This window comes from Bacillus sp. JJ1122 (assembly GCF_036964885.1).
Taxonomy (GTDB): domain Bacteria; phylum Bacillota; class Bacilli; order Bacillales; family Cytobacillaceae; genus Mesobacillus.
This window is the reverse complement of the sequence record NZ_JBALQL010000024.1, coordinates 86,843-110,307: the sequence shown is the minus strand read 5'-3', so window position 1 is coordinate 110,307 and position 23,465 is coordinate 86,843. Positions and strand designations below refer to the sequence as shown.

Annotated in this window: 24 protein-coding genes; 21 read left to right on the top strand and 3 right to left on the bottom strand. The window is 40.7% G+C overall.

The genetic code is table 11. The annotated features are described in order from the left end of the window. From V7201_RS14775 to V7201_RS14710, 14 genes are all read left to right on the top strand, one after another. A complete protein-coding gene (locus tag V7201_RS14775; protein WP_335377506.1) occupies positions 1-867 on the top strand; it encodes a 2-oxoacid:ferredoxin oxidoreductase subunit beta in 867 nt (288 codons plus the stop codon). Between the two features lie 423 nt (positions 868-1,290). After that, positions 1,291-2,835, top strand: coding sequence for a tRNA (N6-isopentenyl adenosine(37)-C2)-methylthiotransferase MiaB (gene miaB / locus V7201_RS14770; RefSeq protein WP_335377505.1), 1,545 nt, complete (start codon positions 1,291-1,293; stop codon positions 2,833-2,835). 1 nt (position 2,836) lies between these two features. After that, complete coding sequence (locus tag V7201_RS14765; protein ID WP_335377504.1) at positions 2,837-3,277, top strand: RicAFT regulatory complex protein RicA family protein; 441 nt, start codon at positions 2,837-2,839, stop codon at positions 3,275-3,277. Positions 3,278-3,496: 219 nt separating this feature from the next. Next, complete coding sequence (locus V7201_RS14760) at positions 3,497-4,042, top strand: outer spore coat protein CotE (RefSeq protein WP_335377503.1); 546 nt, start codon at positions 3,497-3,499, stop codon at positions 4,040-4,042. 470 nt (positions 4,043-4,512) lie between these two features. Continuing rightward, positions 4,513-4,950, top strand: coding sequence for a hypothetical protein (locus tag V7201_RS14755; RefSeq protein ID WP_335377502.1), 438 nt, complete (start codon positions 4,513-4,515; stop codon positions 4,948-4,950). 98 nt (positions 4,951-5,048) lie between these two features. Next, positions 5,049-5,486, top strand: a complete 438-nt coding sequence (locus V7201_RS14750; RefSeq protein WP_335377501.1) for an NUDIX hydrolase — start codon at positions 5,049-5,051, stop codon at positions 5,484-5,486. 222 nt (positions 5,487-5,708) lie between these two features. After that, the gene (locus tag V7201_RS14745) at positions 5,709-5,852 is read left to right on the top strand and encodes a hypothetical protein (protein WP_335377500.1); all 144 of its coding nucleotides are present in this window, start codon (positions 5,709-5,711) and stop codon (positions 5,850-5,852) included. Positions 5,853-5,881: 29 nt separating this feature from the next. After that, positions 5,882-6,208, top strand: coding sequence for a hypothetical protein (locus V7201_RS14740; RefSeq protein ID WP_335377499.1), 327 nt, complete (start codon positions 5,882-5,884; stop codon positions 6,206-6,208). A 101-nt stretch (positions 6,209-6,309) separates the two neighbouring features. After that, positions 6,310-6,816, top strand: coding sequence for a GNAT family N-acetyltransferase (locus V7201_RS14735; protein ID WP_335377498.1), 507 nt, complete (start codon positions 6,310-6,312; stop codon positions 6,814-6,816). A gap of 152 nt (positions 6,817-6,968) precedes the next feature. Next, positions 6,969-7,595, top strand: coding sequence for a response regulator transcription factor (locus V7201_RS14730; RefSeq protein ID WP_335377497.1), 627 nt, complete (start codon positions 6,969-6,971; stop codon positions 7,593-7,595). A 234-nt stretch (positions 7,596-7,829) separates the two neighbouring features. Next, on the top strand, positions 7,830-10,490 hold the full coding sequence (mutS, locus tag V7201_RS14725) for a DNA mismatch repair protein MutS (protein WP_335377496.1): 2,661 nt from the start codon (positions 7,830-7,832) through the stop codon (positions 10,488-10,490). 29 nt (positions 10,491-10,519) lie between these two features. Continuing rightward, on the top strand, positions 10,520-12,505 hold the full coding sequence (gene mutL, locus V7201_RS14720; protein ID WP_335377495.1) for a DNA mismatch repair endonuclease MutL: 1,986 nt from the start codon (positions 10,520-10,522) through the stop codon (positions 12,503-12,505). Between the two features lie 133 nt (positions 12,506-12,638). Continuing rightward, positions 12,639-13,085: a hypothetical protein gene (locus V7201_RS14715; protein ID WP_335377494.1), complete on the top strand. Its 447-nt coding sequence runs from the start codon at positions 12,639-12,641 to the stop codon at positions 13,083-13,085. 122 nt (positions 13,086-13,207) lie between these two features. After that, positions 13,208-13,726, top strand: coding sequence for a DinB family protein (locus V7201_RS14710; RefSeq protein WP_335377493.1), 519 nt, complete (start codon positions 13,208-13,210; stop codon positions 13,724-13,726). A gap of 84 nt (positions 13,727-13,810) precedes the next feature. Here V7201_RS14710 and mreBH read toward each other — a convergent pair whose 3' ends face one another. Next, positions 13,811-14,818 (bottom strand): rod-share determining protein MreBH, encoded by a 1,008-nt coding sequence (mreBH, locus tag V7201_RS14705; protein WP_335377492.1) that lies wholly within the window; start codon positions 14,816-14,818, stop codon positions 13,811-13,813. A 275-nt stretch (positions 14,819-15,093) separates the two neighbouring features. On the opposite strand from mreBH, the gene miaA reads away from it, so the two are divergent. The 4 genes from miaA to V7201_RS14685 all read left to right on the top strand — a co-directional run bounded on the left by miaA (position 15,094) and on the right by V7201_RS14685 (position 18,091). Next, positions 15,094-16,047, top strand: coding sequence for a tRNA (adenosine(37)-N6)-dimethylallyltransferase MiaA (gene miaA / locus V7201_RS14700; protein WP_335377491.1), 954 nt, complete (start codon positions 15,094-15,096; stop codon positions 16,045-16,047). A 29-nt stretch (positions 16,048-16,076) separates the two neighbouring features. After that, on the top strand, positions 16,077-16,307 hold the full coding sequence (gene hfq / locus V7201_RS14695; RefSeq protein WP_207498257.1) for an RNA chaperone Hfq: 231 nt from the start codon (positions 16,077-16,079) through the stop codon (positions 16,305-16,307). A 396-nt stretch (positions 16,308-16,703) separates the two neighbouring features. Next, entirely contained in the window at positions 16,704-17,651 is a 948-nt protein-coding gene (gene spoVK, locus V7201_RS14690) for a stage V sporulation protein K (protein ID WP_335377490.1), read from the top strand. Positions 17,652-17,860: 209 nt separating this feature from the next. Continuing rightward, complete coding sequence (locus V7201_RS14685) at positions 17,861-18,091, top strand: glutaredoxin family protein (RefSeq protein WP_335377489.1); 231 nt, start codon at positions 17,861-17,863, stop codon at positions 18,089-18,091. 40 nt (positions 18,092-18,131) lie between these two features. On the opposite strand, the gene V7201_RS14680 is transcribed toward V7201_RS14685, so the two are convergent. After that, complete coding sequence (locus tag V7201_RS14680; protein WP_335377488.1) at positions 18,132-18,599, bottom strand: hypothetical protein; 468 nt, start codon at positions 18,597-18,599, stop codon at positions 18,132-18,134. A 359-nt stretch (positions 18,600-18,958) separates the two neighbouring features. Between V7201_RS14680 and V7201_RS14675 the strand changes: the two genes are divergently transcribed. Continuing rightward, a complete protein-coding gene (locus V7201_RS14675) occupies positions 18,959-19,978 on the top strand; it encodes an STAS domain-containing protein (protein WP_335377487.1) in 1,020 nt (339 codons plus the stop codon). Between the two features lie 57 nt (positions 19,979-20,035). Here V7201_RS14675 and V7201_RS14670 read toward each other — a convergent pair whose 3' ends face one another. Further along, entirely contained in the window at positions 20,036-20,641 is a 606-nt protein-coding gene (locus tag V7201_RS14670) for a trimeric intracellular cation channel family protein (RefSeq protein ID WP_335377486.1), read from the bottom strand. 182 nt (positions 20,642-20,823) lie between these two features. On the opposite strand from V7201_RS14670, the gene hflX reads away from it, so the two are divergent. After that, on the top strand, positions 20,824-22,083 hold the full coding sequence (hflX, locus tag V7201_RS14665; protein WP_335377485.1) for a GTPase HflX: 1,260 nt from the start codon (positions 20,824-20,826) through the stop codon (positions 22,081-22,083). Positions 22,084-22,126: 43 nt separating this feature from the next. Further along, positions 22,127-23,398: an aminotransferase class I/II-fold pyridoxal phosphate-dependent enzyme gene (locus V7201_RS14660; protein ID WP_335377484.1), complete on the top strand. Its 1,272-nt coding sequence runs from the start codon at positions 22,127-22,129 to the stop codon at positions 23,396-23,398. Positions 23,399-23,465 lie beyond the last annotated feature (67 nt).

The window sequence follows — 23,465 nt, the reverse complement described above, 5'->3', positions numbered from 1 at the left end:
ATGGCGACTTTTAAAGAATTTCGCAATAATGTAAAACCAAACTGGTGCCCAGGCTGTGGCGACTTCTCTGTACAGGCGGCAATTCAGCGTGCTGCTGCGAATGTTGGACTAGAGCCCGAAGGATTGGCAGTTATTTCAGGTATCGGCTGTTCTGGCCGTATCTCCGGATATATTAACTCTTATGGATTCCACGGTATCCATGGACGTGCGCTTCCTATCGCGCAAGGCGTGAAAATGGCTAACCGTGATTTGACAGTTATCGCTTCAGGTGGAGACGGTGACGGATTCGCGATCGGAATGGGACATACAGTCCATGCAATCCGCCGTAACATCAATATTACTTATATCGTTATGGATAACCAGATTTACGGTTTGACAAAGGGACAAACATCCCCTCGTTCTGCTGCTGGATTCAAGACGAAATCAACTCCAATGGGTTCAATCGAACAAGCGATTTCTCCAATGGAATTAGCTTTGACAGCTGGCGCTACATTCGTGGCACAAAGCTTCTCAACTGACCTTAAGGATTTAACCGCTCTTATCGAAGCAGGAATCAATCACGAAGGTTTCTCTTTAATCAACGTATTCAGCCCATGTGTAACTTACAATAAAGTCAACACATATGACTGGTTCAAAGAAAACCTGACAAAGCTTAGCGATATCGAGGGATATGACCCATCAAACCGCGAAGCTGCAATGCAAACTTTGATGCAGCATAATGGACTTGTAACGGGCTTAATCTATCAAAACACCGAGCGCAAATCATACCAGGAGCTAGTTAGCGGCTACTCAGAAACTCCACTTGTAGATGCAGACCTTAAGCTTGATCAAGCTCACTTTGATAAGCTAGTTGCAGAATTCATGTAATTAAAATTGTCTTCTAAACCAAAGAGGTACTTGGAATGGAAATATTAGACCCCAATCATTTGATTGGGGTTTTTATTATCGTTTATTCGTGACAAGCATCACACCTAAAGATATATTGTTGAGGTAATATTGGATATTAGACAGGCAATTTTTATAAAGGAATGCTGTATTTACAGTGCCTACTATTGTTTTCATTGAGTGAAGAGTTTATACTATTATAATGTGTATATTTAATATTTTCAGGGTTTCAAAATTAATTATCCCTGTTTTTTAAAATGCGGCAGTGTTCTGGTGATAGACTCCAGTGCCTGACCGTTTTCACTCTGCATGAGCTGTTAATAACACCCTTATTCATAGCAGCGGATTAATGCAATTCGTAGCGGCTCAAATCGCTCACGCTTTTCTAACGAAAGGGGATCTACAATGAACGAAAAACAACGCTTGGAAAGCCAACAAGTACAAATTGCTGATTCTTCAGACAAAAAATCCGATAAGGATTACAGCAAGTACTTTGAAACAGTTTATACAGCTCCTTCCTTGAAGGATGCGAAGAAACGCGGCAAGGAAGAAGTAGCGTATCATAAGGACTTTGCCATTCCTGAGCAGTTCCATGGAATGGGCCAGGGACGTAAGTTCTACATCCGCACGTTTGGCTGTCAGATGAATGAACATGACACAGAAGTTATGGCAGGAATCTTCTTAAACCTTGGTTATGAGCCGACTGACACGGTGGAAGACGCAAATGTCATTCTTTTAAATACTTGTGCGATCAGAGAAAATGCCGAAAATAAGGTTTTTGGAGAACTTGGGCATCTAAAACATCTGAAAAAAGAAAAGCCTGATCTCCTGCTGGGTGTATGTGGCTGTATGTCACAGGAAGAATCAGTTGTAAATAAGATCTTAAAAACATATAACCAGGTTGATATGATTTTTGGAACACATAATATCCACCGTTTGCCAAACATTCTCCATGAAGCATATATGTCGAAGGAAATGGTTATTGAGGTTTGGTCTAAGGAAGGGGATGTAATTGAAAACCTTCCTAAAGTTCGCCGGGGCAATATTAAGGCATGGGTTAACATTATGTATGGCTGTGATAAGTTCTGCACATACTGCATCGTTCCTTATACTCGCGGCAAGGAGCGCAGCCGCCGTCCAGAAGATATCATTCAGGAAGTACGTCAGCTTGCTGCACAGGGCTATCAGGAAATTACCCTGCTAGGGCAGAACGTAAACGCGTATGGAAAAGACTTTACTGATATGTCATTTGGTCTTGGTGACCTGATGGATGAAATCAGTAAAATTGATATTCCTAGAATCCGCTTTACAACAAGCCATCCTCGCGACTTTGACGATCATTTGATCGAAGTGCTCGCAAAAGGCGGTAATTTGATGGATCATATCCATCTTCCGGTACAATCTGGTTCCACTGATGTATTGAAGATAATGGCACGTAAATATACACGTGAACAATATCTTAAGCTAGTCCGTAAAATTAAGGCCGCAATCCCTAATGTTACTATGACTACAGATATCATTGTAGGCTATCCGAATGAAACCGAGGAGCAATTTGAAGAAACAATGTCCCTTGTTCGTGAAGTTGGCTTTGAAGCTGCATATACGTTCATTTATTCACCAAGGGAAGGAACACCTGCTGCGAAGATGCAGGACAATGTCCCGATGGAAGTAAAGAAAGAGCGTTTGCAGCGATTAAATGCACTTGTTAATGAGCAATCTGCACAGTCCATGAAAAAATATCAGGATCAGATTGTTGAAGTATTGGTAGAAGGCGAAAGCAAGAACAACCCTGATGTCCTTGCTGGCTATACAAGCAAGCAGAAGCTTGTGAATTTTGTCGGTCCAAAAACAGCGATTGGCAAAATTGTGAAAGTGAAAATTACAAATGCAAAAACATGGTCATTAAACGGGGAAATGATCAAAGAATTTGAACCAGTTGAGGTGAAGTAAGTTGGCTAAATACAATAAAGATGACATTATCAAGCGTTCAAGAGAAATAGCATTAATGATTGCTGAGACGGAGGAAGTAGACTTTTTCAAGCGTGCAGAAGCGCAGATTCACGAAAATGAAAAAGTAAAAACCATTATTTCTTCTATCAAAGGTTTGCAAAAACAGGCTGTTAACTTCCAGCACTACGGAAAAACAGAAGCTCTACAAAAGACAGAAGAAAAAATTGCTTCCTTAGAGCAGCAGCTTGACGAAATTCCAGTGGTACAAGAATTCAAGCAATCTCAAATGGAGGTAAATGAACTTCTTCAATTAATTGCTACAACGATTTCAAATACCGTTACGGATGAGGTGGTTGCTTCAACTGGCGGAGATGTTCTTCGCGGGGAAACTGGCGCAGCGATAAAAAATGGCGAGAGCTGTGGCAGCAGCTGCAGTCATTAAACACTTAAAATTTTATTGGAACATGGTATCTATACAAGATAGATACCATGTTTTTTTATGTTCTGGCCTCCACTTTTTCATCAATCGGGAACATTCAACGCGAATGGGCATACAATGAACTATGCCTAAGTTTTTACTAGCTGTTCTAAAATTAATCGCACACTAGTCTAATATCACGCATAGGATGAATTGAAAAAGATTGAGGAGGTTTCGCTCGCAATGGGAGATTACAGAGAGATTATCACGAAAGCCGTCGTAGCGAAAGGACGCAAGTTTACACAGTCCAATCATACGATCAACCCAGCGCATCATCCGAGCAGCATTCTAGGCGCTTGGGTCATAAACCATAAGTATAAAGCAAAAAAGGTCGGCAAAACAGTTGAGGTAAGCGGGTCTTATGACAACAATATCTGGTATTCCTTTGATGATAATACAAGAACAGAAGTAGTAACAGAAAAAGTAACATACTGCGATGTCATCAAGCTGAAATACCGCGACCCAGATTGCATGGATGACCACGATGTACTTGTCGAGGTGCTTCAGCAGCCTAACTGCATCGAAGCAGTCATCTCGCCAAACGGCAATAAGATCATCGTGCATGTAGAGAGGGAGTTCATGGTTGAAGTCATCGGAGAAACAAAGGTATGTGTTCTTGTCCATCCAGGCGGATGCGACTGTGACGATGATGAATGGGGCCATGGTGTCGATGACGACGAGTTCGAAGACCTGAACCCAGATTTCCTTTTAGGAACTGAAGAAGAATAACATCGAACTAGGAAGCTCGCACTTCCTAGTTTTTTTTATTCTTGACATGTGAATTGTTTTTTTGGACTGATGATATCGCCAACTTAAGGGGATGGCCCATTGATGAGTAGCAGTAGCAGGTTCTTGATCAGTTGCTATTATATTTTGAGGTGTGTTAAAGGTCAGTATTACCTTTTAGCATTTATTGATTGAGCAGAGGGTAGTGGGATCATCCAAAATGCTTGCACATTTCCAACGTACATAGACAGGTGCGACGAAGCATTTAAAAGTCCTCCATGATTACCCTTGCGCCGCAAAAAATCGACTACATAGAACGAAAAGGTACAATGAAGGGATAACACAGCCTCTTAACCTAATAATAAATAACAATTATTGCTTTAACAGTAATATTCCAGCGTTTAAGGAAAGGAATGCACTAAATTAAGACGAATTATATAATTAGCAGAAAATGCAGGTGGAGGAGAAGAAATGTGGAGATACAATTTACTGTTCCATGGTTTACTTATGATGAAAATCCGACTTTTCCATTGCCAGAAAACTATAATTATTGGGTGCCATTGACTCAATATTATTTAAAGAAGGCTAATATGATTGAAATACAGTGCTGGAATGAGGAAAAAGAAATTCTGACTGAAATAAATACAGTATTCGCAGAGGTATTTAAAGAGGAAACAAACTTAACAATATTTAAATTTAGTAAAAATAGAAGTATAGAAGTTTATTTGACGCAGCACTATGAAATGGCTGAAAAATTTAAATGGTTTACGGTTAATTTTTATAATGACAGTAACGTGATCTTTCATTCCGGCCATTGGGCTACAGAATTTGTCGTTGTAGACCCTGGTAAAGCTGATATGGATTTTATAAAAGCAGTCACTCCGAGCGATACAAATTTCCTTCAGTACTAAAAAGAAATATAGATACAGAGTCTAAATCAAGCTTCTTATACTGAATAGAAACAAGTGTACCCAGTCACTCTTTTAGAGAGAGAGGAAGAAGTAACAGTATGAACATTTTTGGTTTCAAAGAGGATGATGTGGATTACATTTATAGGCCTTGTATCTATGGTCTTATTTTCAATGAACATAAGGATAAAATCGCAGTAATTCAAACCGATGATGGCAATTATTTTTTGCCTGGCGGAGGCCTGGAAAACGAAGAATCGCATGAAGAATGCCTCTTAAGAGAAGGTATTGAAGAAATGGGCATGACGCTAGAAATAGGATCGTTTATAGGGTGCGCCCTACGTTACTTTTATTCGGCAAATGATAGGAGCTACTATTTAAGTGAGGGGCATTTTTACTTCTGTAACATATTATGCAAGTCAGGGAAGCCGACAGAAGATGGTCACTACCTAAGGTGGTTGGAACCAGCTAAGGCCATAAATTGTTTGTTTCACGATCACCAAAGTTGGGCAGTAGGGAAGGTTTTGAAAAAGGATTGATAAAAAATTCAAACAAATTGTGTATAAGGAGCAGGTCCGCAGTCTCTACATGGATGATGAGCCCAGTTCATTGGGAAAATTAAATAAACCAAAATACCTCTTCCAATCGATCACTGCTTAATGTTAAGGTAAGCATAACATCCCCTCAAAATAAAATTTGTTTGACTTAAGGAAATTATGGGAAGATATTTTCTAGAATAGTCAATGATAATGAGGGCGATTATGAATAACAACTTTGAACATCTAATTTTTCGTGAGGAACTCAGACGGCTGCATATTGAATATCAAAGGTGTAATGATGTCAGGATCAGGAAAGAAATCTCTAAAGACATCGAACTATTGGAGAATGCGATCAAAACGATCTGAAAAAAGTAAATAAAGCAGGAGATTTTTCTATGAATAAACTTTTAAATGACCCAGACTTCCTTCAATTCTGCGAAACTGCCTTGCCAATAGAAGTGGTGGAGAAACTAACAAATAACAATATTCGCGGGCTTGAAAATATAGCCCTAAGATCAATATCGACACGTAAAAAGCTGCCGGCCAATGTCGTGAATGTTTTATTGGTATACTTCTTTAGCGAATTTGCTAATCAAGTATACAATCGGAATGATTTAGCCAGATTATACGATTATTGGGCATCAAACGAAGTTAGGACGATGCAGCAGGCAGTAGAAATGACGAACGAGAATATAGAGAAAGTATTAAACTCATTAAAATAATTTATTTTGTAAACAGGCTGAATTTTAGCCTGTTTTTTTTGCAGGAAAACCGTGTTTCATATAGAAATAGTAATTGAAAACGCTTAAAGGGGCTCAAATATATGGAAGGGAACTTTCAAATAAGATTAGCAACACAAGAGGAGACACAGGATGTAATTGCCTTTCTTAAAAAGATTGCTCAATGGATGAAAGATAACAGGATTAATCAATGGCAATATCTTTTAATCGGTGGGGATGATGAGGAAATTAAAGAAGCCATCTTACATAGGGATACGTATATTCTCTTGAAAGAAGAGAACATGATCGGAACTTTTACACTTTCCAGCCGCCAAAGTGAGTGGGACCAACATATTTTTGGTGTCGAAACAAATTCTGAGTCACTATACTTGCATAGACTTGCTATCAGTCCAGAAAATATGGGCAAGAGGCTGGGAATGGAAATAATAGAATGGATTCATCAGAATGTTAATACCGAAAAAGAATACATTAAGCTTGATTGTGTTGCAAACAATCCTAAACTAAATCGGTTTTATAAGGATAACGGCTTCGAATATATTGGAGAAAAAGATCAGCATAGTAAATATCAAAAGCCTTTATTAATCAAATAACAGATTTTTATTAGACCTGCTCCAGGTCTTTTTTTATGAAAACATTCACTCAATGTTAATAAACGCTGCAATATTAAGGAGAAGTACCGGGTTAAAATGGAAGGGTAAAGAGAACAGAAGAAATTGTAAGCGTGACGTGGGAGAGGAAGAACATGAATGTATTGATCATCGACGACCATGAAATTGTGCGAGATGGATTAAGCGTGCTTTTAGAGAAGTCGTTTTGCATCGATGAAAGAATTTGTGCATGTGATGATTATGAGGGGCTTAAGGCTGCTGAACAGTTTCCAGCTGACCTAGTGTTGCTTGAAGTTTCGATGCTAACACGATTTGATGGTCCGAGTACATTGGATAAATTGAGGAAAAAACTGCCGGAGGCCAAAATTGTTATATATTCAATGCGTGATGATATTGGGTATCAGAAAAAATTATATGAGGCAGGAGCAGATGGATATTTAATCAAGCTGCATAATCGGGACGAATTTGTTCAATCACTCGATCGGATTTTAGCTAATCAGAAGGTATTCGATACGTTTGAATTGAAGGGCGATGGTGGAGTTGAGCATTTTCAGAAACTCGATTTGCCGATCACAAAGCGGGAACAGGAGGTCTTCATCCTGACGGTCATGGGCTTTTCACAAAAAGATATTGCTGATAGACTCAGTATTTCAGTCAAAACAGTCGAAAACCATCGCCAGAAAATCGGTGAAAAGCTGGAAACACATAAACGTTACGAATGGGTCGAACTCGCACGTAAATATAAAGTCTTCCAAAACTAACAAGCAGGACTGAAAAAGTCCTGCTTTTATGCGTTAAAGCATTGGGGGTCAGACCCCCGACACGGTAAAACGTTAAAGCGGTGGGGGCCAGACCCCCGATGCGGTGATGCTTTGGTGTGGTGATTGGGGATTGGTAATTCTTTTTAAGGGGATTCTATCGAAAATTCACTTTTGTCGAGTTATAATAGATATTTAGAGTATAAGATCGAATTATAGTGAATGTTGGAGGATAATATGGCTACATATACCCCTATGATAAAGCAATACCTGCAAGTTAAGGCAGACTACCAAGATGCCTTTTTATTTTTCCGCCTTGGCGATTTTTATGAAATGTTCTTTGAAGATGCACTGAAAGCATCTCAAGAGCTTGAGATTACCCTTACCAGCAGAGAGGGTGGCGGAGAGGAACGGATTCCGATGTGCGGAGTGCCTTACCATTCTGCTCCAAACTATATTGAACAGCTTATTGCGAAAGGATATAAAGTAGCAATATGCGAACAAACCGAAGATCCGAAAACAGCAAAAGGTGTTGTGAAGCGAGAGGTTGTCCAGCTGATCACACCTGGTACGATGATGGAAGGCCGCGGACTTACAGATAAAGAAAACAATTTTATCGCGTCTGTTTCCATTTTCCCTGGAGATAAGTATGGATTTGCCTGCAGCGATCTGACAACTGGTGAAAGCAGGGCCACGCTTTTAACAGGAAACATCGAGGAATTGATCAATGAGCTGACGATGTCCGGTGCAAAGGAAGTAGTCATTGCAAGCTCGCTTTCTCCTGAAATCGAAAAAAAGCTGAAGGAACGTTCGATTCTAGCTTTATCGATCGAAGATAACACGGAACTGAATGAATCTTTCATGGAGCTTTTTTCAGAGCTTGAAGATGCTGAATTAAGAACAACAGCATCAAGATTATTCAATTATTTGTTCAGGACCCAAAAACGCAGTCTTGATCATTTGCAGAAAGTATCTGTTTACAAAGTACAGCAATATATGAAAATAGATTATTTTTCAAAGCGAAATCTTGAACTGACCGAAACAATCCGTTCCACTGCTAAAAAAGGCACGCTTTTGTGGCTGCTGGATGAAACAATGACGGCTATGGGCGGAAGGATGCTCAAGCAATGGATCAACAGGCCGCTCATTGATCAAGAGGATATTCGCCGCAGGCAGGGAATGGTCGAGCTGTTTGTAGGACAATTCTTTGAACGGCAGGAACTAAGAGAAAAACTAAAAGAAGTTTATGATCTTGAAAGGCTTGCTGGCAGGGTTGCATTTGGCAACTTGAATCCAAGGGATTTGATGCAACTAAAAAGGTCGTTATTACAGGTGCCTTCTTTAAAGCATATTTTACAGAACCTTTCACATGAAGAAGCATCACGCATGGCTGATCGCCTTGACCCTTGTGAAGAAGCCGCGGATTTGCTCGAGCAGGCTATCGTTGATAATCCTCCAATGTCTGTCAAGGAAGGCAATATCATACGGGATGGATATGATGAGCAGCTCGATCAATACCGGGATGCAAGCAGAAACGGAAAAACATGGATCGCGATGCTCGAGCGCCAGGAGCGTGAGAAAACGGGCATTAAATCCTTGAAGGTCGGCTACAACCGAATCTTTGGTTACTATATTGAGGTGACACGCGCCAATCTGCATTTGCTTCAGGAAGGCCAGTATGAACGGAAGCAGACCCTCTCGAATGCTGAGCGCTTTATCACTCCTGAACTGAAAGAAAAGGAAGAATTGATTCTTGCAGCCGAGGAAAAAAGCGTTGAGCTTGAGTACCAGCTATTTACCGGCATACGCGAAACAATCAAAGAATATATCCCAAGATTGCAGGGACTTGCGAAAGCACTCAGTGAATTGGACGTCCTGCTTGGATTTGCCGAGCTTAGCGAACAGCGTCGATATGTAAGACCGTCGTTTTCTGTTGACAGGGAAATTGTGCTCAAAGATGGCCGTCATCCTGTAGTAGAAAAGGTTATGAATGCACAGGAATATGTTCCAAATGACTGCTTTATGGATTCGGAAAGGGAAGTTCTCCTTATTACTGGGCCAAATATGTCTGGTAAAAGTACGTATATGCGCCAAATTGCGCTTACGGCTATCATGGCGCAAATAGGCTGCTTCGTACCTGCATCTGAAGCGGTGATGCCAATCTTTGACCAGGTATTCACGAGGATTGGTGCGGCGGATGACCTGGTATCAGGACAGAGTACGTTTATGGTCGAGATGCTTGAAGCGAAGAATGCGATTACGAACGCTACGGAGAACAGTTTGATTCTGTTTGATGAAATTGGCCGGGGAACATCTACCTATGACGGAATGGCACTAGCCCAGGCAATGATTGAATATATCCATGATAAAATTGGTGCAAAGACACTTTTTTCAACTCATTATCATGAACTGACAACGCTTGAAAATGAGCTGTTGAAATTGAAGAACGTCCATGTAAGCGCAGTTGAACAAAATGGGAAGGTTGTTTTCCTTCATAAAATCAGGGAAGGCGCAGCAGATAAAAGCTACGGAATCCATGTTGCCCAGTTAGCTGAATTGCCAGCAGAGCTAATTGAGCGTGCAGCAGAAATCCTGCAGATTCTCGAGCAGACAGACGCGCAAATTTCAACTGAACTTCATGGACAAAGAAGCGCAGGTCATGAAACACCGGTTAAGACTGAGGACATGCAGGAATCTCACAGACTTCAGATTGCTGAAACAGCTGCCGCTGCCCAACTGTCATTCTTTGATGAAGACCCAGCGCCTAAAAGAGAAAGTACAATCAGCAAAAAGGAAAAGCTGGTACTTGATAAATTAAGCGGGATTGAAATTCTTGATATGACTCCGCTTCAGGCAATCAATGTACTGTATGAATTGCAGAAAAAGCTGCGCGGTTAATGATCCAAATCGATGCTGGAGGTGGGAAAATGGGGAAAATCATTCAACTCGATGATGCTTTATCTAATAAAATCGCAGCGGGCGAGGTAGTAGAGCGTCCAGCATCTGTTGTGAAGGAATTGCTTGAAAACTCGATCGATGCCGGCAGTACAGTAATCGAAGTCGATCTTGAAGAAGCAGGGCTTGCGAGGATCAGGATAACTGATAATGGGGATGGCATTGAAGAAGACGATGTTCTTACAGCCTTTCAGCGCCATGCGACCAGTAAAATCAAGAATGAGAACGACTTGTTCCGGATCAGGACGCTTGGTTTCAGAGGAGAGGCTCTGCCAAGTATTGCTTCTGTTTCTAGATTGGAAATGAAGACCTCAACAGGGGTCGAAGGAAACAAGATTACAATCGAAGGCGGCAAAGTAGAGTCGCTTGATAAGGCAGATGGCCGAAAAGGAACAGATATCACGATCACTGACTTATTTTTTAACACACCGGCTCGCTTGAAATATATGAAGACAATCCACACAGAGCTTGGGAATGTCACGGATGTCGTAAACCGGCTTGCACTTGCTAATCCGGATATCAGCTTCCGGCTCGTCCATAATGGCCGCCAGTTATTAAAGACTGCGGGCAATGGAGATGTACGCCAGGTACTCGCAGCAATCTATGGAATCAATATGGTAAAAGCGATGGTCCCGATATCAGGAGAGTCACTGGATTATAAAATCAAGGGATATATCTCCATGCCTGAAATAACAAGGGCATCAAGGAATTATATTTCAACTATGATCAATGGCCGGTTCATTAAAAACTATGCACTGGTAAAAGCCATTCAGGAAGGGTACCACACATTGCTTCCGATAGGAAGATTTCCTGTGGTCCTGTTAAATATTGAAATGGATCCACTTTTGATTGATGTTAATGTCCATCCCTCAAAAATGGAAGTGCGATTGAGCAAGGAGCAAGAATTGAATGAGCTGGTTTCCAGAGTTATCAAAAACGCATTTAAAACGAAGGAATTGATACCAGCTGGATTCGTAGCGCAAAAAATTGAAAAGCCAAAGTCGGAACAGACATTCATGGATCTTGACCACCTCCCTTCTTCTGAAAAAAGTGCACATAGTACTCATTCTAACAGCATGATTGGCAGTGGGCACATCATTGAAGAGAAAGCAACTGAATTAAGTCAGCGTTATACTGCTGCTGAACAGAAGGATTTCACTAGAACGGATGCTCCAGACTGGCGGAAGGCATTTACAGCTGCAGAACCATTAATAAGGCCGGAAACGAATGAAAGGGAACAGAGCATTCAAGGAAATGTGCAGGATAAAGAGGCACATGCCGGTGAAACAGAAATAAACGATTCTCCCGTTTCAGGACTGGGTTTGGAGGTCCATTTGGATGAGCCTGGCATTGCAAAGGCAGAAGGCAATCCCTACCGAGTCCCGCCTCTCTATCCTATTGGCCAGATGCATGGCACTTACATTCTTGCTCAGAATGAGCGTGGACTTTATATAATTGACCAGCATGCTGCCCAGGAGCGGATCAAGTATGAATACTTTCGGGATAAGGTAGGCCAAGTAGCGACAGAACTTCAGGAAATGCTAGTGCCTATCACACTTGAATATTCTGCTGATGAATGCATTAAAATCAATGAACATCAGAAAGAACTTGAAAAGGTCGGAGTCTTCCTTGAGCCATTTGGCTACAATAGCTTTATCGTGCGCTCACATCCCCAATGGCTACCGCGCGGGGAGGAACAAGAGCTGATTGAAGATATGATTGAACAGCTGCTGGCGATGAAAAAAGTAGATATCAAGAAGCTGCGCGAAGAAGCAGCAATCATGATGAGCTGCAAGGCATCGATCAAGGCAAACCATCATTTGCGAAGCGATGAAATCCAGGCCTTGCTCGATGAATTGCGGCGATCTTCTGACCCATTCACATGTCCGCATGGAAGGCCAATCATTGTACATTACTCTACTTATGAAATGGAAAAAATGTTCAAGCGTGTTATGTAAAAATAAACTCAAATGCAGTGCTTTCATCCGTGGAAGCACTGCTTTTTATTTTTGTGTAAATTCAAAAAATGGATAGTAGAAAGCTGATTTAAGAAGTATATTTAATGTAGAAGAGAAGAATGGAGGTGCTCCATTGTTTGTTTTTTCGCTATTATTTGCCATCATGCCAATTGTCATTATTATTTTCTTCGTAGCTTTCGCAATGAAAAACAAAGAAAAAGGGGGAGAGAGTGTGGTCAGGCATCTATATATTTATCTCGTATTGTTCGCAACGTTAATGATGGTCATTGGCGGAGGTGTTTCAATTTTTATGGCAACCGCCGACCTTGTCAGTCCATCAGGCTATTATCAGAGCTTTACAGAATATAAACAAATGAATCAAAATGGGAAAATTGAAGGTTCAAAAACTGAATTGAGTGAAGACGCACTTCGCAGCAACTATGATGATTATTTAAACGAAGAAAAGACTCGCCAGAAGGGTCGTGCCCTTAACCAGATTATAAAAAGTCTCGGATTTATCGTCATCCCGCTGCCAGTATTTTTATATTTTAATAAGCTTCGTAAACAGCAGGTTGAATAATTAAATTGGCACTGTTTATCAATAGTGGTATGGTGCCTTTCTATTTATTCTGCCATACAGGATTCTTCTAGCTTAAGACGAATAAATAATCTTTAGAATGATGTAAAAGGAGAGACATGTAATTGCTTAAACGACCATTAATTGATGAATATCCCGAATACACAAGAAGCTATATTCATTTAGTTCCAGAAGGGGATATAATAGATATTCTTGCTTCACAGTCGGATGACACTTACACACTACTTTCAAACCTGACAGAAGCAGAAGCCAATTTCCGGTATGCAGAAGGAAAATGGTCACTAAGTGAAGTCGTTGGCCATTTAACCGATACCGAACGGATAATGGGGTACAGATTGCTGCGTATTTCAAGAGGAGATCAGACCGTTCTCCCCGGATACAGTGAAAATGACTATGTAAAAGAGGCGCGCTTTCATTTGAGGTCCCTCACAGATTTGCTTGAGGATTATAAGTTAGTCAGAAGGTCTACAATCAGCTTAATGAAGGGTATACCTCAACATGCATGGGAGCGGGTAGGTTCGGCTAATGGATATGAAATTACAGCGAGAGCACTTCCTTTCATGGTTGCAGGACATGAACTTCATCATATGAATATCATAAAAGAGAAATATTTGAAAATTTAGAACTCGCTCTTGCGTGATTGGTATGTTATGTAAGTTGAAATAGCAAAAAACTCGTCCAAAAAAGACGAGTTTTTTTGCGTAGTATTATCTCACTGCTGGCTGAAGCTTATGAATGTACTGTAGCGCTTTTCCAGTACCGATTGCAACAGACTCCAAAGGATTTGGAGCGATATGGACAGGTACGACCATCTCGCCGCCTAACCAGTCCTGAATACCATTCAGCAATGCTCCGCCACCTGAAAGGATGACACCACGGTCCACGATATCACCACTTAGTTCCGCCGGGCAATCTTCAAGAGTTGCACGGATTGCTTCCATAATATGAAGAAGGGATTCCTTGATGGCATCTCTGATTTCATATGAATTAAGTCTAACAGTTTTCGGAAGTCCTGTTACAAGGTCTCGGCCGCGAATATCAATTTCCATCATTTCATGATCAACGAGGGCATAGCCGATTTCCATCTTGATTTTTTCGGCTGTTCTTTCACCGATTAAAACATTGTACTCTTTGCGCACATATTGAATGATGTCTTCGTCCAATCTGTCGCCAGCAATACGAATCGAATGGCAAGCTACAACACCGCCATAGGAGATGATTGCAACCTCGGTAGTACCTCCGCCAATATCTACAACAACATTTGCTACAGGCTCATCAACAGGAAGGCCTGCTCCAATTGCTGCAGCAACAGGCTCTTCGATTAAATGAACTTTTTTTGCGCCTGCATTTCTCACAGCATCCTGAATCGCGCGACGTTCAACACTAGTTGATCCAGAAGGTGTACATACAACTACATCTGGTTTGCGCAGACCAAATCCGCCTGTTTTTGAGGCTTTCTTCATGATTTGTTTAAGCATTTCAGTTGTCACATCAAAGTCAGCGATTACTCCATCCTTTAACGGGCGGATTGCGACAATCTTTCCGGGAGTCTTCCCAATCATTTCCTTTGCTTCCTTGCCGACAGCAAGTACGTTTTTTGTTTCTGTATCAATCGCTACAACTGAAGGTTCGTTAAGAGCGATTCCTTTATTTTTACTATATACAAGTGTGTTAGCTGTTCCTAAATCAATTCCAATTTCTGTAGTAGATAACATTTCGATTTCACCCAGTTCTCTATAAATTAGTAAATCCATCATAGACTTCTATTAAACTATCATGAATTTGGGGGTGAAAGGGCTTTTGTTACGTAATCGTTATCTAATTGTAAAAGTACAGGAAAATTTATTCAGAAATTCTAGATTTAAGAATACAGTTGCTAAGATAAGGGTATAATGCATAGATGTTCAACTGCTTTCTATTTAATGGTAAAATAAATTTATAGTTGGAACAACAATCCAACAGCTTCAAAGAAAAGGCAGTGTGAAGTTTTTTGAAACAAAAACAGAAATTGATTGTGTTAATTGGGCCGACAGCTGTCGGTAAAACAAAGCTGAGCATCGAGCTAGCAAAGAAATTTAATGGTGAAATCATCAGCGGAGATTCAATGCAAATTTATATGGGCATGGATATTGGGACCGCAAAAGTCACTAAAGAAGAAATGGAAGGTATTCCTCATCATCTAATTGATATTAAAGAGCCGGATGAAAGTTTTTCAACAGCGGAATTTCAAGAACTAGTCCGCACGAAGATCAATGAAATCAGCTCAAGAGGAAAGGTTCCAATGATTGTCGGCGGCACAGGACTTTATATTCAGTCCGTCATTTATGACTATCATTTTACAGATGCTCCATCAGACCTGAGCTTTCGCAGTATGCTGGAAAAAGAAGCCGAGGAACATGGCCAAGATTATTTGCATGAAAGGTTGAAAGCTGAGGACCCGGAAAGTGCTTCGCGAATTCATCCGAATAACGTCCGGCGTGTGATCAGAGCATTAGAAATCATTCATTGCACAGGAAAAACAGCGGCTGAGCTTCAGGAGAAACAATCTCCAGAGTTATTGTATGATACTGCCATTATTGGTTTGATGATGGACAGAGAGTTACTCTATAAACGCATCAATTTACGCGTCGACCTAATGCTTGAGCAAGGTCTCCTGGAGGAAGTTAAATATTTTTACGATCTGGGGCTGAAAGACTGCCAGTCTATCCAGGCAATTGGCTATAAAGAGCTTTATGAATATTTTGCTGGTAAAACCGATCTTGAAACTGCGGTTGAAAATTTAAAACAAAATTCACGCCGCTACGCAAAAAGACAGCTAACATGGTTTCGAAACAAGATGAATGTGGAATGGTTTGATATGTCAGTGTCAAATGATGCTGAAAAAAAATTCGCTGAAATTTCTAAGTTCATTGAAGGAAAGCTTGAGATTAGAGCGAATACATAATAATAGAGATAAAAGAGGAGGATCCGCCCATGAAACAAGTGAACATTCAGGACCAATATTTAAACCAGTGTCGTAAAGACAACATTAACTGTACCGTTTTCCTATTGAACGGATTTCAATTGAGAGGCCAAATTAAAGGTTTCGATAATTTTACTGTTCTTTTTGAATCTGATGGAAAGCAGCAACTTGTATATAAACATGCCATTTCAACTTTTGCGCCACAAAAGAACGTTCAAATCGATTATGAAGGCCAAGCTTAATAATAAAATGATCAGGAAACCCGCCAATGGCGGGTTTTTCTTTTGGAGAGGGATAGTTGAAGCCTAAGAGGTTGAATTCGAATACACCTTTTAAATTTATCGGAAAAGATCAAAAAACTTTTAGGGCATTAAAATGATTTTTAAAAATGAATTCCTTCTTAATGGAATACATATAAATATATGAGTATTTCTTGGGAAACCGCAGATTCTGACAAATGGAGAAAATTGCTGTGGCAGTATGTCGTATGGTAAATAATCAAGAAGTTTCTGAGATAAAGTACACCAGGTATACGGCATCCCTGATCTGAATTATGTAAAATTCTACCCAAACAGGGCATATGCCTTATAGAAGGCAATACGGTAAGTATACTGTTTCGAGAATGAGAGGTGAAATCTTTGGACCAACCGCTTCGAAAGAAAAACAACGGTCAAATCAGTATCGTTTTGAACGCACAGAAAAGGAAAACAATAACGAAAGAATTGCCTGATTCGCAGCTGGTTCCAAAGTCGATCCCGCAAGAGCATGCTGCCTTAAAGGATATTGAGGAAGAGCTCGGGACGCTTGTTGGCATGGAAGAAATGAAACGAATGATTAAAGAAATATATGCCTGGATATATGTGAATAAAAAACGGGAAGAAATGGGGCTGAAAGCGGGCAAGCAGGCTCTGCACATGATGTTCAAGGGGAACCCGGGAACTGGAAAAACTACAGTAGCGAGAATCATTGGAAAGCTGTTCCTGAAAATGAACGTCCTTTCAAAGGGACATTTGATTGAGGCTGAAAGGGCCGACCTTGTGGGTGAATATATCGGGCATACAGCACAAAAGACAAGGGATTTGATTAAGAAATCAATGGGAGGCATATTGTTTATCGATGAAGCCTATTCGCTTGGACGGGGCGGGGAAAAGGACTTTGGCAAGGAAGCAATCGATACCCTGGTGAAACATATGGAGGATAAACAGCACGATTTCATTTTAATCTTAGCCGGATATTCTCGGGAGATGGAGTATTTTTTGACGTTGAACCCAGGATTGCATTCCAGGTTTCCGCTTGTCATCGATTTTCCAGACTATTCGATAGACCAGCTGATGGAAATAAGCCAGCGGATGCTAAAGGAAAGGGAATACAGTCTAAGCCATGAGGCAGAGCGAAAACTTCGTGAGCATCTCGTTACAGTAAAATCTACGCTTGGTCCAGCAGCTTTTTCGAATGGTCGGTATGTACGCAATGTGATTGAAAAATCAATCAGAGCACAGGCTATGAGGCTGCTGATGCAAAACCAATATGACAGGCATGAATTAATGACAATCCGCAGCAATGACCTTGTTTTTTCTAATGATTAAAAAACACTGAAACTAAAAGGGTTATTCAAAAAGATTGTTGTTTAAAATGAGCTAATTAAACTCAATAAAGTAGAAAAACAACCATCTCAAAAATGTCGCAAATAATTTAGTAAATGAAAATAATGTCAGCAGCTATTGTTGACATTATTTTTCGCATTTGTTAATATACCCTTAAGGGTATATAAAATTTGATAATCGGGGGATTTTAAATGAACAATATTACAGTTTACACAACAAATACTTGTCCTTATTGCACAATGTTGAAGAATTTTTTAGATGACAAGGGAATTGCCTATAAGGAAATCAATGTCCAGCAAAATCCAATTGAAGCTCAAAAGCTTGTAGACGCAACTGGGCAAATGGGAGTACCTCAATCAAATGTTAACGGTCACTGGGTTTTAGGTTTCGATCCTAACTCAGTTATAGCTCACTTGAAATAAGAAAATCAGTAAAAGGATTCCAGCAAGAGTGGAATCCTTTTTATTTTGATATAAGTACCTCTTCCTGCCACATCTGGTACAAATAGATCAATAAAGAAAAGAGAACAAAAAGGGTGAAACGGCCTAATGGGGTAATGTTATGAAGCTGGTAAATTCCCAGTTTCTCCTGAAACAAATAATGAATAGGAAAGATCGCAAACATAAAGTCAGCTACTATGTTTGTTGTAAGGTATTTCCAGAAATGTCCATAAGTATAATAAAAGATCCAAATAGTCACAATTAAAAAACCGCCAAATAAACCTGATACGAATAATGGCTTAAGCAAGGGGATAATCATAACTTTAATCTCCCAGTGTTTTTGATTATAAGCAAACACATTATAAACCGTCATCAAAAGGGAGGCGAAGATGGCAACAGGCATGTATCGTTTTATTCCTTCTTTTTTTAAGAAAAACAAAGTGAACCAGGGAAGTATGAGCATGCCCCATAAAAGTACTTTATTAAACAAATCTGTTCCTCCCTATTAGATTGGTTTGTTTTAGTATTTCTTGTCAGTAAAATTTTATCCTTTTGCTGGGTGTAAGCCTTAGTAAAGTTCATCGTGGGAAACTATCTTTGTTTAACCGCCATTTACTCCCCCTTAAAGAGTTTTTCCTAATAAGAAATGAACTGCAGTATAGGTTGTAATAATATCTCGACATATAATATGTCATATATTTTTTGATTTAGGTTTTGTATTTGTTTGTTTTGGGTAAAAAGAATCGGGGTTTCACTACTTAATTCTTATAATTAGGGAGAAAATAACGAAGCTTATTAATAACTTCGTGCTTTACATACCAATACATAGATAGATAAAGGAGTTCTTTTATGGGGTCTGAAATGAATTATAAAATCGGTGGTATTGATTTTGGCTGGGATTTAGATAAGGGGAGATTCATATTTGAAGGTGAGGATGCTGTCCTTTTTTGGATTTCGTCAGCAATGAAGACTTTTTTTGATACAATTGAAGAAATTTCAGGGGAAGAGGCTTCAAATCTTGTGTTTGAATCCACTGGATTCCGGCAAGGACTTGTTGTGGGACAATACTTTGAGAGAATAAAGGAAATCAGTGTCTCAGAAGCAGCAGACATGATCACCACCACTTACGCTTCCGCAGGCTGGGGTCTTACACGGATAGAAGATTTGAATTTTGAATCGAAAACATTTACAGCGATAATGAGAGATAGCTGGGAGCATAAAGTGAATGTTGCTCAGGGGAAAACAAAGGGGGGGAGTTTTCTTCCCGCCCACTATGCGGGTGTATTTTCCGGTCTTTTTGGCACGACAATTTGGTATAAAATCAAGCAGCAACAGCTTGAAGGACACGAATACAGCATCATTGAATATTTCCCTTCAGACATTAAAATATCAGAAAATATTCATCAGCTTGCACGTAAAAAAGAGTCAGAACAAATCAGACAGCTTGAAGGCCTTGTGGAGGAAAAAACAGCTGAATTAAAAGAACTGGTTAACAGGCTTTCCTCCCCAATCATTCCTGTTCTTGATGGAGTAGTAGTAGTTCCTTTGATCGGAAAGTACGAGGAGGATCGATCTGAACAGCTTATCATTAATACATTAAATAAACTTCCCTCGCATAAAGCGAGCTACCTTGTTCTTGATTTGACAGGTCTGGATCAAGAAATCGGGCAACATACTGTCAGTCTGATCGAAAAAATTGGCTCAGCAGCGAAATTAATAGGAACGAAAACGATCCTTGTAGGCATCTCATCCGCACTTGGAATTGCCATTACTCAATCAAGTATCAACCTCTCAAAGTTTGATTGCTTCCAAACTTTGCAGCATGGCATTCATTATGCGATTGGTCAGATGGGGCGGAAAATAATATAATGAAAAAAGGCTTCGCACTGCGGAAGCCTTTTTTGGTTCTTTTTATAAAGCGCTGCTTCAATCCAGGCCAAGTTTCCTGACAGGCAGATGCCATTTGAAGGTGTACGACATGACACGGAGTGTGGTGATGACTAGAAACAATCCGTACAATTCCACAGCTTGATCAGCCATTCCCAGGCCGATGACAAGGCCAGCAAGTACAGCCCAAACAGCATAAATTTCGGCCTTCAATACAAGTGGTTTACGGCCTGCGAGCAAGTCACGAATGATCCCGCCACCGCTCCCTGTGAGCACGGCTGCGACGATGACTGCACTTAAAGGATGGCCCATGTTAGAAGCATAGATGGCACCTTGTATGGCAAAAGCAGCCAACCCGATTGCATCAAAGAAATTGCCCCATCGCTGCCAGTGTTTTAACAGGTTGCTTGGAAAGATAAAAACAATTGTAATGGATAGTAAGGCTAAGTTAAAAAACAGCCCCTGATCCCATAAAGCTGATACAGGTACGCCAATCAGCAGGTTTCTGATGGCCCCGCCTCCAAATGCAGTCACAATCCCCAATATATAAACTCCGAAGATATCATATTCTTCTTCCATCGCAATAATCGCACCGCTGATCGCGAATGCTACTGTTCCAATCATGCTGAGTACTTCCCATGTCATTTTATCTTTTTGCTCCTCTTGTGAAATTAATCTTTCAATACTAAAATAGGAAAATGCAAACATATTGATTTTATCACTTTCGTCCCGATTTACAACCACTTTAGCCCAATATTGCAAAATTTTTGTTTACCTATAATATTTGGTATGATGTTTTTAGCTATATAATGAAAGAAGGGTGTTATTTGGAACGAGAAAATGTACTTGAGAAAGTAATTCTTGTAGGCTGTCAGACGGCCGATGAAGACGATCTCCGCTTTCAATATTCAATGGAAGAACTTGAATCCCTCACAGAAACAGCGCAGGGGACGGTAATGGTGCAAGTTGCCCAGAAACGGGTTAAGGTTCATCCGGCTACATACATAGGAAAAGGAAAGGTAGAAGAACTTCAGGCGCTTGAAGAGGAGCTTGAGCCAGACTTAATTATTTTCAATGATGAATTATCTCCAAGCCAAAACCGAAATCTTTCTGCAGGGTTAAAAGCAAGGGTAATTGACCGGACACAGCTGATTCTTGATATCTTTGCCCAGCGAGCTCGCTCAAAGGAAGGGAAGCTCCAGGTTGAGCTTGCACAGCTTCAATACCTATTGCCTCGTCTTGCCGGAAAAGGAATTGAAATGTCACGGCTTGGTGCAGGTATTGGAACGAGAGGACCAGGGGAGACGAAACTGGAATCGGATCGCCGCCATATCCGCAGAAGGATTGATGATATAAAATCGCAGCTTGCTGTAATTGTTCAGCATCGTGATCGCTACCGTGAACGACGAAAGAAAAACAAAACGTTCCAGATTGCGCTTGTCGGTTATACGAACGCCGGGAAGTCAACGCTGTTTAACCGGCTGACAGAAGCAGATTCTTATGAAGAAAACCAATTGTTTGCGACGCTGGATCCGATGACGAGAAAAGCGATTTTACCAAGTGGTTTTACAGCCTTGCTGACCGATACTGTTGGGTTTATTCAGGATCTGCCGACAACTTTGATTGCCGCTTTCCGGTCGACTCTTGAAGAAGTCAGGGAGGCAGACTTACTGTTGCATGTAGTCGATATGTCAAATCAGGATTATTTTTCGCACGAACAAACGGTAAATAAATTGCTTGAGGATCTCGAAGTTCATCATATTCCGCAGATCACTGTCTATAATAAACGGGATATTGTACACCAGGATTTCGTCCCGAACGCAAAAAACGAAACTGCTTTCATTAGTGCATTTAGTGAAGAAGACAGGAAAAATCTGCTTGCGAAAATGGAGCAAACCATTATCGGGATGATGGAATCATTCCACGTCATTGTTCCTTCAGATGAAGGTAAACTGCTGGCGCAGCTGAAAAATGAAACGATCTTGCGCGAGCTTTCATTTGATGAAGAAAAACAGGGGTATGTTTGCAAAGGATTCTCTTTGGCTGACCATCAGATTACCGGGCAGCTGAAAAGGTTTTCTTTTTAAATCTGAAATTTATTTAAGCATTTACATTAGATAGGAGATCAACATGTTTACACAGCTGAAAAATGGTCAAAAGCTGCAGCCGCTCGTAAGTGAGATCGAGCAGCAGATTGCCGGAGTGCATAAGAAAATAGATGAGCGAATTGATACAAATCAATACAGAGTACTGCAAAGCTTCCAAAGTAACCGAGTGAGCGATTCGCATTTTATCCCTACGACAGGCTATGGATATGACGACGCTGGCAGGGAGACGCTTGAAAAAATTTATGCGGAGGTCTTTGGCGGGGAAGCTGGGCTGGTCCGCCCGCAAATCATTTCGGGAACACATGCAATTTCTATTGCACTGTTTGGAATCCTTCGACCTGGAGACGAACTGTTATATATTACTGGCAAGCCGTATGACACACTGGAAGAAATCGTTGGTATCCGTGGCACAGGGAATGGATCTTTAAAGGAATTTGGCATTTCCTACAATACTGTCAATCTGACAGATAAAGTGGAAATAGATTGGCGGGCTGTAGAGAAGGCGATTAAGCCAGAAACTAAGATGATCGGGATCCAGCGTTCAAAGGGGTATGCGACAAGGCCTTCATTCACAGTAGCTGAAATTGGAGAAATGATTAAGTTCGTAAAGGAAATAAAAAGCGATGTCGTTGTTTTCGTGGATAACTGCTATGGTGAATTCGTCGAAGAGATGGAACCGTGCCATGTTGGTGCGGATTTAATGGCAGGCTCGTTGATCAAGAACCCTGGAGGAGGCATCGCTAAAACAGGCGGATATATCGTAGGGAAGGCAAAATATGTCGAGTCATGCTCTTACAGAATGACCTCTCCCGGCATAGGGGCAGAGGCTGGGGCATCACTTTATTCACTTCAGGAGATGTATCAGGGATTCTTTATGGCACCGCATATTGTGGCGCAGGCGTTAAAGGGTGCAGTTTTTACAGCTGCGTTTCTCGACCGTCTTGGAATGAACTCATCACCAAAATGGGATGCCCAGCGTACAGACCTGATTCAGTCAGTCCAGTTTGATGATAAGGATAAGATGGTTGCTTTTTGCCAGGCGATCCAATTTGCTTCACCAGTTAATTCGCATGTTACCCCCTACCCTGCTTATATGCCTGGATATGAAGATGATGTAATCATGGCAGCTGGTACATTCATCCAGGGAGCAAGTATAGAGCTGACAGCAGACGGCCCTACCAGAGCCCCGTACGTCGCTTATGTCCAGGGGGGACTGACCTATTCACACGTGAAAATGGCTGTTTGCCTTGCTATTGATTCTTTAATAGATAAAGGTTTAATTAATTTAAAATAGGAAAATATACAACAGGACAGTTTGTTTTAAATGTCCTGTTATTTTTTTGTGAAATTTCATGTCAGAT